At 57.0% G+C, this 14,462-nt stretch carries 8 protein-coding genes, 1 pseudogene and 1 other annotated feature; of the genes and pseudogenes, 5 read left to right on the top strand and 4 right to left on the bottom strand.

Annotation, left to right across the window (positions count from 1 at the left end):
- Positions 1-118: 118 nt before the first annotated feature.
- Complete coding sequence (locus tag ACFQX9_RS17005; protein WP_007600152.1) at positions 119-745, bottom strand: FMN-binding negative transcriptional regulator; 627 nt, start codon at positions 743-745, stop codon at positions 119-121.
- A 994-nt stretch (positions 746-1,739) separates the two neighbouring features.
- The gene (locus ACFQX9_RS17000) at positions 1,740-2,057 is read right to left on the bottom strand and encodes a hypothetical protein (RefSeq protein WP_245285981.1); all 318 of its coding nucleotides are present in this window, start codon (positions 2,055-2,057) and stop codon (positions 1,740-1,742) included.
- A gap of 868 nt (positions 2,058-2,925) precedes the next feature.
- Between ACFQX9_RS17000 and ACFQX9_RS16995 the strand changes: the two genes are divergently transcribed.
- The gene (locus ACFQX9_RS16995; protein ID WP_377789677.1) at positions 2,926-3,855 is read left to right on the top strand and encodes a TauD/TfdA dioxygenase family protein; all 930 of its coding nucleotides are present in this window, start codon (positions 2,926-2,928) and stop codon (positions 3,853-3,855) included.
- A 733-nt stretch (positions 3,856-4,588) separates the two neighbouring features.
- Here the strand turns inward: ACFQX9_RS16995 and ACFQX9_RS16990 are convergent.
- Positions 4,589-5,848 (bottom strand): carbohydrate porin, encoded by a 1,260-nt coding sequence (locus ACFQX9_RS16990; RefSeq protein ID WP_377789675.1) that lies wholly within the window; start codon positions 5,846-5,848, stop codon positions 4,589-4,591.
- A gap of 1,684 nt (positions 5,849-7,532) precedes the next feature.
- Positions 7,533-8,897, bottom strand: coding sequence for an oxygen-independent coproporphyrinogen III oxidase (gene hemN, locus ACFQX9_RS16985; protein WP_377789674.1), 1,365 nt, complete (start codon positions 8,895-8,897; stop codon positions 7,533-7,535).
- 2,141 nt (positions 8,898-11,038) lie between these two features.
- Here hemN and ACFQX9_RS16980 point away from each other — a divergent pair.
- From ACFQX9_RS16980 to ACFQX9_RS16965, 4 genes and pseudogenes are all read left to right on the top strand, one after another.
- Positions 11,039-12,277: a cytochrome P450 gene (locus ACFQX9_RS16980; protein ID WP_377789672.1), complete on the top strand. Its 1,239-nt coding sequence runs from the start codon at positions 11,039-11,041 to the stop codon at positions 12,275-12,277.
- Positions 12,278-13,018: 741 nt separating this feature from the next.
- Positions 13,019-13,422 (top strand): annotated as a pseudogene (locus ACFQX9_RS16975) (IS3 family transposase); the annotation flags it as partial.
- Positions 13,301-13,413, top strand: a sequence feature (AL1L pseudoknot). It overlaps the preceding pseudogene by 113 nt.
- 90 nt (positions 13,423-13,512) lie before the next feature.
- Positions 13,513-13,668, top strand: a complete 156-nt coding sequence (locus ACFQX9_RS16970; RefSeq protein WP_377789670.1) for a helix-turn-helix domain-containing protein — start codon at positions 13,513-13,515, stop codon at positions 13,666-13,668.
- 288 nt (positions 13,669-13,956) lie between these two features.
- On the top strand, positions 13,957-14,172 hold the full coding sequence (locus ACFQX9_RS16965; protein ID WP_085348737.1) for a hypothetical protein: 216 nt from the start codon (positions 13,957-13,959) through the stop codon (positions 14,170-14,172).
- The last annotated feature ends 290 nt before the right edge of the window (positions 14,173-14,462 follow it).

Raw genomic sequence — 14,462 nt, 5'->3', positions numbered from 1 at the left:
GCACCTGCCGCGAGCAGAAACCCGCCGCCCGCGCGTGGTTGTGCAGAAGGACAGCAGTCGAGGAAGTGGAGGAAGTCCACGTGACACCGGTTCGTTTACAATACCTCGCTCGGGTTCGTCATCCTTTCGGAATGAGGTGAGCCGCACGACGGTCTTCCTCACGGTTGCTCTTGGATAAGCCCTCGATGACGCCGGCGCGATCCGCGGCATTGCGGTTCTGGCTCATCTTCCGTGAGCCATCTAGCCGTGTAATTTGCAATCGCAGGCCGATAATCCCCTCGAGCTCCGCTTTGATGAAATCGGCAGGTGCGTCCGAGACCGCCCAGCGGTCTTTGCTTGAGCGCTCATGTACATCGGTCAGCCGCGTGACTACCTCGCGGAGCCGATCGGAATCCTCGAAGAACTCAACTTGTCCGTAGGCATGCACAGCGACATAGTTCCACGTTGGTACGGCCTCGCCTCTCTCGTGCTTGGTCACGTACCATGAAGGGCTGATATAGGCCTCCGCCCCAGCGAAAATTGCCATCGCCTCTCCGGTTGGTGTCAGCTTCCACTGCGGATTAGCACGCGCCACGTGCGCGTAAATCGTGCCCATCGAGCCTGCGCTCTCGTCGAGTACTACGGGCAGCAACGTTCCAACAAGCCCCTCGTGAGTGGCGGTGACCAGTGTCGCTGTCCGTGCCTCGCGCATTGTTTGTTGAAGGCCGGCGATATCGAGAACTTGGAAGCAGGACGGCGTGTACATCAGTGAAGCTCCCAGACAGCCCGACGGAAGCCGGGCGTCTCATGATTTGAACTGCGGTACGCCTCATTCGGGATCACAGGAACAGCCAGGTTTGATAGTTGCATTCCAGGGCCTTAGGGCAGCTAGCCCATCAAGCGTCGAAGGCGCAAATCAAAGAGCGCGGTTGCAAGCTGGTCCCGCCGTTGCCTTTCGAGCCGTGCGCGTTACGGTGAAACGTGGGATAAGATGTTGCTTTCATTCTGACCGCGTTCTCGAAGCATCGACCGCTGTTTTCATCACTCGTGAGCCGCTCAATGGCTACCCAGGTCGATTCCATCTGGCACGGTGCCTGCGGCTGCACACCTCGACCGTTGTTTAGCATGCTTCCGATGTTACCAGCCTGCCTTATTGACGACGATCTAATGGCGTTAACGCCGCATGCTGATGGCCCCGTCTAGTTCAGCATTTCGGCTCGAAAATTCAGGTTGTCGTGCGGAATTGCGGAGGTAAGAGAGAGCATCATATGCCTATGAAACACACGATGGAGCACATCAAGCGTTCGTTGCGCGTGCTCTGCGGACTTGCTGCCGTCCTCGGCGTCTCGTCCCTCCTCGGACCGAACGATGTGCGATCGGAGGCCATCATGGGCTTTGGCTCTGCAGCGACGGGCGGGCTGGGAGGCGAGATAGTTCAAGTCAGATCAACCAGGCTCTGAATTATGAGTTATGTCGGTGGTACAGCTTCGGCCAGTGCAATGACGATAGTTCGCGCGAGATCCAGGCAATCGGAACCATAGACTTTACCGGTACGGAGGGGCGAGGCGAAGGGCAGGGGTCCCAATACGGCCGTGCCTGTTCGGCACCTTACAAGCGTGAGTCCCTTCTTCTTATCGATGGAAACGACGCGCATTGCGATGGCAAGGAGAAGACGTCGGTCGCATTCGACAGGGCCGGCAAGCGCCCGCTGGAAATTGGCTCAAACAAAACGGTGATCGGCATTGGCTCGGCCGCTACAATCAAAGTGAAGGGGTGGGGTCAGCAACGTCGTTATTCGCAACCTGACCATCAGTGATATCAATGAAGGCGTGATATTTGCCGGTGATGCTATTGCAATTGCACGAGCCGACCTGGTGTGGATCGATCACAACCGATTTCACAATATCGGGCGTCAGATGATTGTCGGCGGCTTTTTCCCCACGACGAATATTACGCTTTCCTGGAACGACTTCGATGGCAGCGATATCTATTCCTCCTATTCTAACGGGAAACACTATTGGAACCTCCTGTTTCTTGGTGTCCCGGAGACGATCACTATCGCAAATAACTATTTTCATGAGATCTCGGGGCGGGCGCCGCACATTGACGGTGCGCAGGCCATTATCCATCTCGTTAACAATTACTTCCCACAACACGAATGCGCAACACAGCTGCGGAGTTTTCCATGCAGTGGTTGCTGGATCATCTGTGCAAGCACTCGTCGAGGGTAATTACTTCGACAACATTGAAACACCTATAACGACCGGTAGTGGACATATCTTTGCCGTCTTAGGCAAAGCCACCGGGACAATGCCGAGCATCTGCCTCACCGCCCTCGGACGTCGGTGCATCGAGAACATCGCGATCCCAGTGCCGCGGGTCAATGGCTTTCGCCTGGATGGAACCGTAGTTCAATCGTTTGGGTCTCTTCCAAGGTCATCTATTCCTCTTCCATTTCCAGCGGATGAAGCCGGTAGTGATCGCGGCGAGGGCAGGTCCCGGACACCTTCAGAGCCGGTGATGGCTCGTTCGCAGACGCGGCCCGTATTTGGCCGATTGCTGCAAACAGTTGGGCAGGTGCCATACTGGACGAGAACGGCACGCACGGCTCGCTGCTCAAAGTTGCACGAAGGCCGTATGGCGCGTTTCTGTTCGGGTACCGAGCGGTACAATTCCTCTCGGTGTTGCGTGCCTTTCGCCCCGAACCGGGGCGCTAGCCTCAGAGTTTTCACCTCTGGTGTATTTGCGGGTTCGGATTGCAAGAGGATTGGAGGTGCCATCGAGCTCCTGGCAAGCTGTTCGGATCATCAACCTGACGTTCACAGCTCGTGTCCGACTGGCATGGTGCTTGCTCAAGAGTACCCGCAGCGCGAGGTTCGTCATCGAAAGCGAGTGAGATGCACCCTCGTCTGCTTGAACAATCCGCAAAACTTGGAAAAAATTGCAATGAAAGAAACGGCTTCGACCGAGCGTGTCATTCCAGCGACCGACATCGTCAAGCGCGCCGCGCGCATCGGTGTTGAAATCAGAGATATCAAACTTTCGGGTGATTTGCCGAGCCAAACCGTCGCTGCAATCAATAGCCTGCTGCTCGAACATAAAGTGATCTTCTTCCGCGATCAGCGGCATCTTGATGACGCGGAGCAGGAGCGCTTTGCCGCTTGTTTGGGAAAGCTGGTGCCGCATCCCACACTCGGTACGATCAATGGAACGACCTCGATCCTCGAGCTTGATTCCGCGCGTGGAGGTAGCCGAGCCGATGTATGGCACGCCGATGGAACCTTTCTAGCGGCTTATCCCAAAGCTGCGGTGCTGCGAGCTATTGTGATCCCATCGTCCGGCGGCGATACGATTTGGTCGAATGCTGTGGCGGCCTACCTCGATCTGCCGCGGCCGCTCCAACGGCTTGCCGACGAACTCTGGACCGTTCACAGCAACGCCTTCGACTACGCCGGGACCTGCCGTGTTCGCGACATCGATCAGAAGCATTTTGATGAGGTCTTTACCAAAACAATCTATGAGACGGAGCATCCGGTGGTCCGTGTACATCCCGAGACCGGCGAGCGCGCGCTGGTGCTCGGCGATCTGGTGCAAAGGTTTATTGATATCCCAAAACGCGACAGCCAGAAGCTGTTTCAACTATTCCAGTCCTATATCACGGCGCCCGAAAATACCGTGCGCTGGACCTGGAAAGAAGGCGATGTCGCGATTTGGGACAATCGCGCAACACAGCATTATGCCCTTAACGATTACGGTGACCAGCATCGCGTCGTACATCGTGCCACACTCGATGGTGACGCGCCCGTCAGTGTCGATGGTCGATGCAGTGTGACGCGCCTCAAGATGACGAAGCACCCGTCCACGAAAGTTGCCTAGCAGTGCGCGGCAAATTCACATAATTGCACTGGCCTTGTCGCATGTTCGCGCGAATAGATGTTTGCGAAGAGAAGTTAAGCCGAGCAGAACGCCACGCGCAATCGGATGGGAGGAGCTAACGCGCGCGCAGACCCGGGAGGCGACCTACTTGCTGAAGTAAGATGCTCAAGCTCATCTCGCCCGGCCGAAAATTATTCAGCGCCGAGTGGCGCGAGTCATCCGGCCGCGTCCGGTTGACTTTCCCACGGAAGGGGGTGCGTTTCCGCCGACCTTGCGCATCGCCTTTCGGACGACGGCACGACCGTCGGACAGACAGAGCGCGATTGCCGGAGCTGGCTGAAGTTTGGCATCTGTGTCGCGGTTCCACTTACCAAGTCTCGTCGCGGGAATCTCCGAGGGCACGATTTCGGCGTTGTCATGGCAGAGTAAGAGCTCGGACGCGAGTCTGACGAGCTGCAGGAGCAGCTAACGTGAAACAATGTCGCTCCGCAAGAGGATACGACTTTTGCGCGATACGGCGCCGGTCTATCGCTCGTAGACCGAATCAGCAAAGGCTCCAAGCTACCATTCCCAACAGCAGGCTACCTTGGACATGCCTAAATTCACGCGGTACCCGGCCTCGCGCCAGGAGCACAGAGATAGCAAAACGCCGCGATGACCGGCCCAAGCCGTTGAAAGGGAACGATTGTGATTTCGACTACATGCCGGTGAATTCACGCCCAGTCCTGAGCCCTTAGAAGAATACCGACGTAGATACTAACATATTCAGGGCGTGTCCGGTTTGCGGTGTGTAGGTAATGCTTGTCGGGTGATTGATGTAGGTCAGTCCTACGGTTGTATATATCCCCGGCGCCAGATGCGCCGTGTACAGTCCTGAAATAGCAGTACTGTCACGGTGCGCCAGCGGTTCTTTTGCCAGTGCAGCGTCCACCGCGACATGGCTCCAGATGGTATTGCTGACAACAAGACTCATCTGATCTGTGGGCCGGCTGTCCAATAGGCCCTTCGCATAAAGGCGAATCTCGTAGTATTGACTAGCTCTATTTAGGTCAGGCGGAGCATACATTGCAGAGAGCCCGCCATAGACTCCGCGAGATGCCGAGCCGTGGACGGCAGACTGCCAGAATTGCCTGTCCGCACCTACATAGTAGACGCCGTTGGCCTTGGTCGTCGCTTCTGTCGGATGCTGCAGGTCCGTGTAGCGGCTGTTGTTGAAGCCCGCGCCAGCCCGCAGCCAAGTCTCCATTACACCCGGAGTAGGCTTGTTCCTGTAGGAAAGCTCATCAAGCAAAAGAATGCCTGCGTCGCGCGTGCTCCAGTTCAAGCCAGTGGGATTCTCGCTTACATGCGCATATTGTCCTGCTGGACTGACCGAGCGCTGGATTGAGAGCTTGTTATATAGGCGATCATCAAAATTGTACTTCAGATTAAGAGCCGGCGTTGGCGCCCAATTGTTGCTCATGCCAGCTTGGAACAGCATTTTCGATGAGGGTCCGAACACTTTGTCTCCAGCGCCCGCAAACTCATGTTGGTTCCTGAGGTAGCCCACTTTGAGTTCGATCCTTCTGTCGAATAACGTTTGATAGTAAGAAACTGCATTGAGGCCCAGCCGATCTGGCCCAGCGCTCTGCCATGTCCAGTGTTGATGCTCGGCTCCGACCACGATCTGACCATCGGGAATTCCAAACCGAGCGAGGTCATAAGTCACGATCATAGAGTTGACGGTACTGAATGTCGGATTCTGGCCGACATATTGCTGATTGGCGATGGTGCTTCTGGCGGCGTTGCCGAGTTCATTGTCGACAAACGTGTTTAGCGTCCAGCCAGCAAATCCAATCCCGAGATCCGAAAATTGGGATCTGACAGAAGCTGTATCCTGATCTATCGTGTCCGCAGGACCAGGAGCAGTGAAAGCGCCACCTCTTTCGCGAAGCTTCTCGAATTTTGCGAATGGGTCGATCGGATTTTCAATTCTGCTCTTGGCCGTCGCCACGGCAACGTCGCGCTTTATTGTGGTCGTAGCTGTTTTTGGCAAAGAGCTCCTAGAAAGGCGCGCTGCTCCCTTGGGCCGCCCGCTTCGGAATGTCATGGCCGGATCCGAAATTGTTCTGCTTGTTGCCTCATCGAGCTCATCGGGGCTGGGGCTTCTTGGGCCAGAGATCTCGCGACTCGGCGCCGCCGAACTGCTGGCGAGACTAGCTATCAGACAAAGGACAATACGACCTCGTGGCTTCGCAGTTGGTCCAGACATGAAAGCAACGACGCCAGCCAGATATGCTTGCGTGGATAGCGGCGTTATAACGCAACGATGCATGGTGATTTTCGCGCCCGTCGATTTGAATAAAGTGCACTTCCACCTGACGGCCTAAAGCGGATGTCAAATTTTGTCCCCAATGCGGTGGGAGACGCTTGACACCAGGCGGCCTCTCTTTGTCAGCGAGACCGCTCAACCTTGCGCGCTATCACCACAGCGGCGCCGCTTGGCCTACGTGTGCGTACACAGCGCAAAACAACCCAGTCGCTCGATCGCTAATCAAGGCGAGCTTCTGCTGGAGGGTGTCGACATTAGCGGGCTGCTCGGTGTGCGCGTTCGCTAGCAAGAGATTGGTGGCCGATACACGGAGGCCATAGACCTTGCGACAAACCCTCTGCCAAAACGAAGGAAAATTGTTTTCAACAGAGAGCAGCGGCAATAGCGGAGCTCGCAGAACAACACGCCAGATCCAAGAAACGCCGCTCGCAGCTCGGTCGATGGGTTGAAGCACAGGCAGGCAGAAGGGGCTAACATCCTTGGCGGCCCGTAAGCTCGCCGCCACAAACCCTCGAGTGGCTCTCATGGGAAGATGGAGGGCACGATTGGAGACAGTTTGATACCTGGGGACGACGAGGCAAAACATCCATCAGCTCCATTGATCGATGAAATCTATATCGCGCGGCGACTTCTTATGTGGCCCGAGCGAATTTCACCGCCACTGACTGGCATGTGTCCGTCGTCTCCATCAATTGCTAGGTTTGGTAGTTGACTGAGCGGGAGGTCGGCTGTCGCTGCGTGAATCGTGGCTAATGTGTCGCTCGACTCCACAGCCCCGGCGTTCACGGCCGATCGGTATCGCAGCGTCGGCGGGCGAATTCTAGGCGTTCGCTTCAATCCACGTCGCGCGAAGCTCTTACAGGGAACGATCTTTTCGAAGACGGTGATCCCGCCGGATCTGGTTGTAGTTGTGGCGCTCGAATATCCTTTGCGCCGTATCACGAATGATTTCGGCGGCCACCGGCGGAGCCAAGGGTCAGATGTCCTTGTCCACCCGGACGGGCTCGATGAGGGTTTTCGATACGGAAGTCGCTAAACGATGTCATCATCTCCGACGACATAAGATGATCCGTTCTCGATCTCCAGTTGGTTGGCGGCGTCGCGCACCCAATCGTCGTCCCCATCGAGGTCCGTGGCTATGAAGCTTGTCGAGATGTATGGTCATGCTGCTTTTAGCGAGGAGCGTTGTTGTCGGGGCGTCCATTTCCCGGCAGTAGTGCGTCCAGCTTGTCTTTGCGGCGCGGTCAGGCGGCTCTCCGCCCCACAGCTTCGCACGGCGTCGTTGATCGATTTGGAGCTGGTTGTGAGTGTGCCAGGTGAGCGACCGCATTCCTCAGGCTTCCTGGCGCGTGCAGCAAAACGTGATTCATTTCATCCAATCATTGCGTTGGCTGGTATGAACAGAGGGGGGCGCGAAGAAACAATCGAATGCGGCTGCCACAGCCCGGGTGAGAAAACGATGCTCCGGCCTCACGCGGAGGAATCCCTTTTCCATTTCGACGATCCCATCCTCAGCCAGCATTGCCAAGCGTTCGCCTGAACCGAGCAAACCGACCGGGTCAAATCCATGAGCAACGCAAATTGCCGGCACGTCCACCTCGAAATCGCACATTAGCCGCTCAATGATCGCGGCCCGGACGCGGTCTTCAAGGCTGAGACAGTAGCCCTTTGACGTCGCCAGACGGCCGGCGTTGATTTGGCCGCTGTAGGACCCCGCTGTAACTTCGTTGTGGACGTAGCCCTCGCCAAGCCGGCCGATCGCCGACGGTCCGAAGCCGATCACTTTATTGCAGGTGTCGGCCGAGTAACCGAGTGAATTCCGCCGCAGGCGACCGGCTTTCTGCGCCAGCGCGAGCTCATCGTGCGGCAAGGCGAAATGGTCGAGTCCGATCTGGCGGTAGCCCGCTGCAGTCAGTGTATTGGCCATCGCGGCTGCTTGTTCTGCACGGGCATGGCTGTCTGGCAGCGCTGCCTCGTCGATCAGGCGCTGATTCTTCTTGAAGGAAGGAACGTGCGCGTAGCCGAACACCGCAAGCCGGTCTGGTCGCATTGCCAGCGCCGTTGTCGCGGTCTGAACGCAGGACTGCACCGTCTGATTTGGCAGCCCGTAGATGAGGTCGAAGTTGACGCGCATTACTCCATGCTGCCGCAGCGACTGGACAACGCGCTCTGTTTGTGCCTCACTCTGGACCCGGTTGATGGCTTTTTGGACAATTGGATCGAAGCTCTGGACGCCGAGGCTCGCGCGGTTCACGCCGGCAGCCGCCAATCCTTCGCATGTGGCGAGCGTGAACGTGCGCGGGTCGATCTCAACAGCAATGGCGGCCGTGTTCGAAATCGCAAAGCGGCGGCGCAGAAGCTCCATCAACCGCCGGAATTCCGTTGGCTCGATGAGGGTCGGCGTTCCACCGCCGAAGTGGACGTCGCTCACAGGCAGCGGTTGCGCAACCTGCGCCGCGACCAAATCGATCTCCCCACGAAGAACCCCCAAAAAGTCGAGGATAGGAGAATGCCGGCGAGTGATGCTTCGAGCGAAGCCACAATACCAGCAAATCGATCGACAGAACGGAATGTGGAAATAGAGCGACACCGATTGATCAAGCGGCAGCTGCTGCAGCCATCTCTCACAGGCGTCGCCGCCGACTGCTTTGGAGAACTGGGCTACAGTTGGATAGATGGTGTACCAAGGAAGGCGAGCATCGTAATACGTGCTTAAGATCGAGGTCTGCAAGGATTGTTATCCCATGTTTACGAAGTTTTCCGTCGCAAGCGAATTGTCTTGCATTCCTTTGCTTGCCAAGGCCGATCGGGACTGTCGCTAGGCAATTGGGAGCTTGCGTGACGGCCGATCTGCCGAAGAAGCGCGCTGTCGGATAACAATCCGCTCCCCTCGGACACAGAGAACAAGTTCTGGTCCCCAATTCGTTCGCCTCGATAATCTTTGATCTTCGGCAACGAGACACCCACCAGGGCCGTTTAAGCTGCTAGAGCTCGAACTGCTCCACGATTTGACTCGTGCGAGGTTCAATGAAAAACATTGATACAGTCCGGTATTCTCCATCAACTGACAAGGTTGGTAGTTGATTCTGCATGGCGTATTCCCCATCGGTCCAGGAATAATGGGTCCGCTTGGCTCCGCCCCGGTATGTAGTGAAATTCGCCAATGAAGGGATTGTCGGTGGGCATCTTCATGGATCCCTCGCGGAAGAAGTCCTTTCGTGCGTCCGTTACTCGGCGGCAATATTGCTACGAGCGAAACGTTTCCTATCGGCGGCTCTCGCGCAGCTGGCGTGAGGAAATGAGCCGGGTGGGTGAGCGAGAACGGATGGGTGCAATTGAACAGCCGGCCGCCTCAGAGGCGCCGCCGGTTTTGCACAGACGTCAAGGCACCTACGTTGGTGGTAGCCGTTTTCGTGTATCTGCGCACCGCAGGAGCCGACCTTTTAAGCGACGTCAGGCAATATCTCGCGAGGGCAGCTCGTCAAGCCGCTCCAACGCTAAGCATGGCGCCGCCCGACCACAGGCCATTCTATCCGAGGTTCTTTCGGGAGAACGGGCGAGCGATCGAATAGTGGAGCTATCTGGTACTCACCGCTTCACCTTCTTCCGTTTCATCTCCGCCGTCAGCTCAAACCTATCGAAGCCGGCGAGGAAACTCGCGCCGTCGTCTAAACCCAGAAGGTCCGATCACAGTCGGAGCACCACCGGGCTCACCCCCGGACACGTCGTACCTCGATGATTTGTCGAGTGTTCAGTCCCAGTCCAGCTCTCCACACGTCGGTCGCAGATATCGAAAGTGGTTGAGGATCAAGCGGCTTCACCCGGGCTTGTGTAGTTCGTTGGGCGCGGCGTTGTGCCGAAAGTTCCAAACACCGGCGCAAACGAGGACGCCGGGCGCTTCCCAAAAACGCATACCCGAAAAACGAGGCTCAATAAGCAGAACGCTCTCTTCTCTCCAATTCAGCGCATCCGGCCTCTTGAAATTGGATGAATTGATGTACGATCGAGTCCTCCTGCCGCGAACGTTCTACTGGACGCCACTGTTCGTCGGATAGGCACAAATCGCGCGAAACCAAATAGCCCGAATGAACCGACTACGGCGGCCTAGACCCGGGAGATGGCGCCGCCGATAGCTGTAGACGGTATTCCTGACCGCCTCAGCTAGGATGGCGTAAAGATGCCGCTTGCTCATTTCCTGAGGCCGCGTTTCTAGCGCCTTTTGCGGCAGCTTCTTTCGGACGCGATCGCGGCGGGCAGCCATCAACGTCGGCCCTCGCTAGGGGACCGATCTAATCTTGGGTTTTGCTGTTGGTGGCTTGTGACCTCGAGTGAGACCCAACCGAGTCAGCCTGCCGCAGACGGTGTTGCGACTGCACTCGAGATGACCCGCGATCTGCGCGGCACTTTGTCCCCTCGGACCGGAGCTGTTTCAGCTGTGCCAATTCTCTTCTATTCCAGCGCATGGAAGATACTTTGTTGCCAGTTCGGACGTCCGTCGCCTCGCGCAATGTAAGTGGTCGAGTGGCAAAGGGGCTGCCTGCTCGAGAAAATGACGATAAGCGGCTGGGTGCCACAGCGGCGAGTGCTTGCGGCTTGATGTTGACTACCACAAAGGGCACGTCCGCGCGCCTCCCAATCCTGATAGGGGAGCTTCGCTCGCCTTTCCATTATTCTTCGTCGGCAGGGACCGAACCAAAGTCCGTAACATGATTTCAGATTTCGGAGCTCGCGCGAAGTCCAGCCATGAACATGCGTGACACATCGTTAGTGCACCGCCCAAGCTCGTCGTGTTCGAGCAAGCTTCCCCGCGAACTCTAGACAGCGCACTCAGCTGATCCAGCAAAATTGCAGGCCAATGTCAGCGAGACAATCATGACAGCGTTATCGACAGAAACCGCCCGCGAGAGCACTGATATCCCGCTGAGTCGCCTTGATGTAAGCGAGCCCAAGCGCTTCGAGGATGATACCGTTTGGCCTTATTTCGAGCGGCTGCGAAGGGAGGATCCCGTCCATTATTGCGAAAACAGCCCATACGGACCATATTGGTCGATAACAAAATACCGCGACATCATAGCCGTGGACTCAAATCACACAACATTCTCATCAGAGCGAAGCGTCACAATAGTCGACCCGCCGGAGGAGTATTGGACCCCCAGTTTTATCAAAATGAATCCTCCTCTCCATGCTCAGCAGCGTAAGACTATCAGTCCGATAGCGGCATCGGAGAACTTGGCAAATCTTGAAGGCTTGATCCGCTCGCGGGTTCAGAAGATTTTGGACGGTTTGCCGCGCAACGATACCTTCAACTGGGTCGACAGGGTCTCGATCGAGTTGACGACCCAAATGCTGGCCACGCTGTTCGATTTTCCATTTCAGGATCGGTGGTTGCTGACCTACTGGTCGGACGTAGCTGCCTTGACTCCAGAAATGGGCGACCAGATCGACAGCTGGGAAAAGCGAAAGGTGGTGCTGTCAGAGTGCCTGGACTATTTTACGCGGCTTTGGAGCGAACGGGTCAATTGTGAGCCGCGCGGTGACCTGATCTCGATGATGGCGCATTCACCGGCGACCCGAAACATGGAGCCCCGCGAGTTCCTGGGCAACCTCATACTGCTGATTGTTGGAGGTAACGATACTACGCGCAACTCAATTACCGGGGGCGTCTTGTTCATGAGCCAAAATCCATCCGAAATGCGAAAACTCCGGGATGATGCTTCGCTGGTGTCCGGCGCGGTATCCGAGATTATACGATACCAAACCCCCATTGCACACATGCGCCGGACCGCTGTGGACGATTTCACGATAGGCCACAAGCGAATCAGGCGAGGCGACAAAGTTGTGATGTGGTACATCTCTGGCAACCGAGATGACGAGGTCATTGCGAGAGCCAACAGCTTCATCATCGATCGGGAAAATGTACGGCAACATCTCTCTTTCGGATTTGGGATTCATCGCTGCGTGGGTAGGCGCCTTGCCGAGCTGCAGCTGAAAATCCTGTGGGAGGAGATGCTGAATCGATGTTTGGAGGTAAATGTGGTCGGCGAACCGGAGCGAGTTCGATCGAATTTTGTGCACGGTTATTCCGCACTGCCGGTGCAGATCCCAGGTTAGTCTCGGCTGCGGCCGACCTTCAACACTGTCATGCCGTTCAGAGCCGGCGGTTGGGACAACGACTTTCTGGAGACCAGTTCTCTAGGTAAGTTCACCGGCGTTGCGTGACGGGCTTACGGTTGTTTCGAAGGTTGCGGGCAGGGGCCGCTATCGCGTCGAGATTTCGGCCGGGCGGCTACGATACTCATCACGGCCTGCTGGAGCCGGGCCAGCGTTTCAAAGTCTAGGGAAGCAGTCCGTCCAGTCGATGAACTGAATGACCAGACGGGCCATACGAGGGGGCTCACTTCATGTGAAGACGAGGACAAGCAGGCTCGAGCAGAGTAGCGCAAATCCGGCTCCGGTCAGCCCGAGGAAACTGCTGGAGATAAGATCATGACTGCCCATGAACGACCTCTGCGGCGAGGGATAGAGATCGGCAATCGCCGCTCCGCTTCCCTTTCTGGCCAATCTCGGCATTGTTATTCAAACGAGCCGGATAATTCCTGCTGGTCTCGGGGCAGAGCGCACTTTTCCAGCAAGATCGAGCGACAGTTCGCCGCGTTCCGGCGGGCATCCTCGTTTTGTGCTTCCGTGGTTGCAAACGGATCGCTCCGCCAGAAGCTGAGTAGACCAGAGCATCTTGACAGCACAACTCACTCAAATCGCGCCGTCAGCGTTTGAGCGCTTGCAGGATTGAGCGCCCATCTAAACCGCCGCCGCGGGTTTGGCGGAGGCTCCAAGTCTTGAGAAGGTGGAGCCATGACAAGCAAAGACGACGACAAATGTTCACCCGAGGCCCGAGCCCGAGGGGTTCGTATAGCTCTGTATCAGGCCAACGAGCACAGGTCGCGCTGGACGACGGTGGCTTCCATTGCGGCCAAGATTGGCTGCACGCGCAGACCTTGCATGACTGAGTCAAGAAGGTCGAGATCGACAGTGGGCAGCGGGCCGGCGTTCCGACCGAACTGGCCGAGAAGACCAAGGCTCCGGACCGGAAGAACCGCGAGCGTCGCCAGCCAACGAGATCCTGCGCAAGGCAAGCGCCAGTTTTGCGACGGCGGAGTTCGACCGCTGGTCCAAGCCATAATCGCATCGAGGATGATCGTGCGGCGCGTGGGGTTGAGCCGATCTGCAAGATGTTGCCGATCGCCCCCTCGACCTACCGCGGAAGCAGATTATTCCGAAAGGCGGGCGACATGCCACCAGCGATGTTCAGATCTTCGGCAAAAGCTGTCTCGGGGCAATAGCTCTCATTGGTAGAGCGCGAAGAGATCGCGCCTCTCAAGGTGCAGGGCCAATCGATCCAACAGATTGGACGTCGCCTGGGGCGGGCTGATTCGACAGTCTCGCGTGAACTGCGGCGCAACGGCCGCCCGCGCCGAACCAGAGGGCCATGGCCGCCCATGTGAGGACCATAGCGCCCGCGTGAGGCTTGCTCAGGGAAATGCGGTTGGCGAGAGCCCGGAAATCCGAGCCGTACGGGACGATTCCGTCCTCCTCGCAATGAGACGATTCGAACGCGGCGCGATCGTTTCGAACGCAAGCGCCGCGCGAATTGCGAGGATACCAAGCCGCGTCAAACCATGAATTCACTTCTGCACGCGAGAGGCTTTTAACCGCTCGACAAATGTGCGCTATACCGAGTGCAAAGAGGGCACTAGCCTTATCGCATTATCCCTCGAAAGGAGAGATGGAGCGTGAGCGAATTTACGGGAGAGGTTCAAGCGAATATGGGCCTGGTCTTGGATCAGGTCTGTGCGGGACTGCCGAATGGCGGTGACCACGAGAGCCGTCGATATGTCGCTGAGCAACTGATCCAAGCGGTGCGGGCGGGAAAAACGACTCTGGGGGAGCTGACCTCTGCGGGACGTCGCGCTGTCGTCTATCTGAAGAATGCGCCGAAATCAGCCTAGCAGTCCCTTGTTGCCGGCCCGATCTGCCCTGCGTTCGCTCGCAGGCAACCGCGTACCCCACAGATACCTCGTGGCGTTAGGGCACATTGGCGGGTGGCATGGGCGCCGTCGGGCGCGGCATGAACGCGCTTTGGTGGTGGCCGCGTGCCGCCAACATGATCGCGAAAGCCGTGAGAACGATCAGGAGTCCACGCATATCGACAGATTACCCGGAGAGCTGTATCGCAATTGTGAAACGGCTCATAGCCGGTGTGCCGAATCAAGAAGAAAATGAAGCTGTTGTATCATTC

The sequence above is a fragment of the Bradyrhizobium sp. GCM10028915 genome, from assembly GCF_042666195.1.
GTDB lineage: Bacteria > Pseudomonadota > Alphaproteobacteria > Rhizobiales > Xanthobacteraceae > Bradyrhizobium > Bradyrhizobium canariense_D.
Note: the sequence above shows the minus strand (reverse complement) of the source record. Positions and strands in the feature narration are given on the sequence as shown.

What these genes read in the sequence shown, in the direction of transcription:
- ACFQX9_RS17005 (WP_007600152.1), bottom strand. Translation starts at nt 745, where the DNA reads ATGTACACGCCGTCCTGCTTCCAAGTTCTCGATATCGCCGGCCTTCAA.
- ACFQX9_RS17000 (WP_245285981.1), bottom strand. Translation starts at nt 2,057, where the DNA reads ATGAAAATAGTTATTTGCGATAGTGATCGTCTCCGGGACACCAAGAAA.
- ACFQX9_RS16995 (WP_377789677.1), top strand. Translation starts at nt 2,926, where the DNA reads ATGAAAGAAACGGCTTCGACCGAGCGTGTCATTCCAGCGACCGACATC.
- ACFQX9_RS16980 (WP_377789672.1), top strand. Translation starts at nt 11,039, where the DNA reads ATGACAGCGTTATCGACAGAAACCGCCCGCGAGAGCACTGATATCCCG.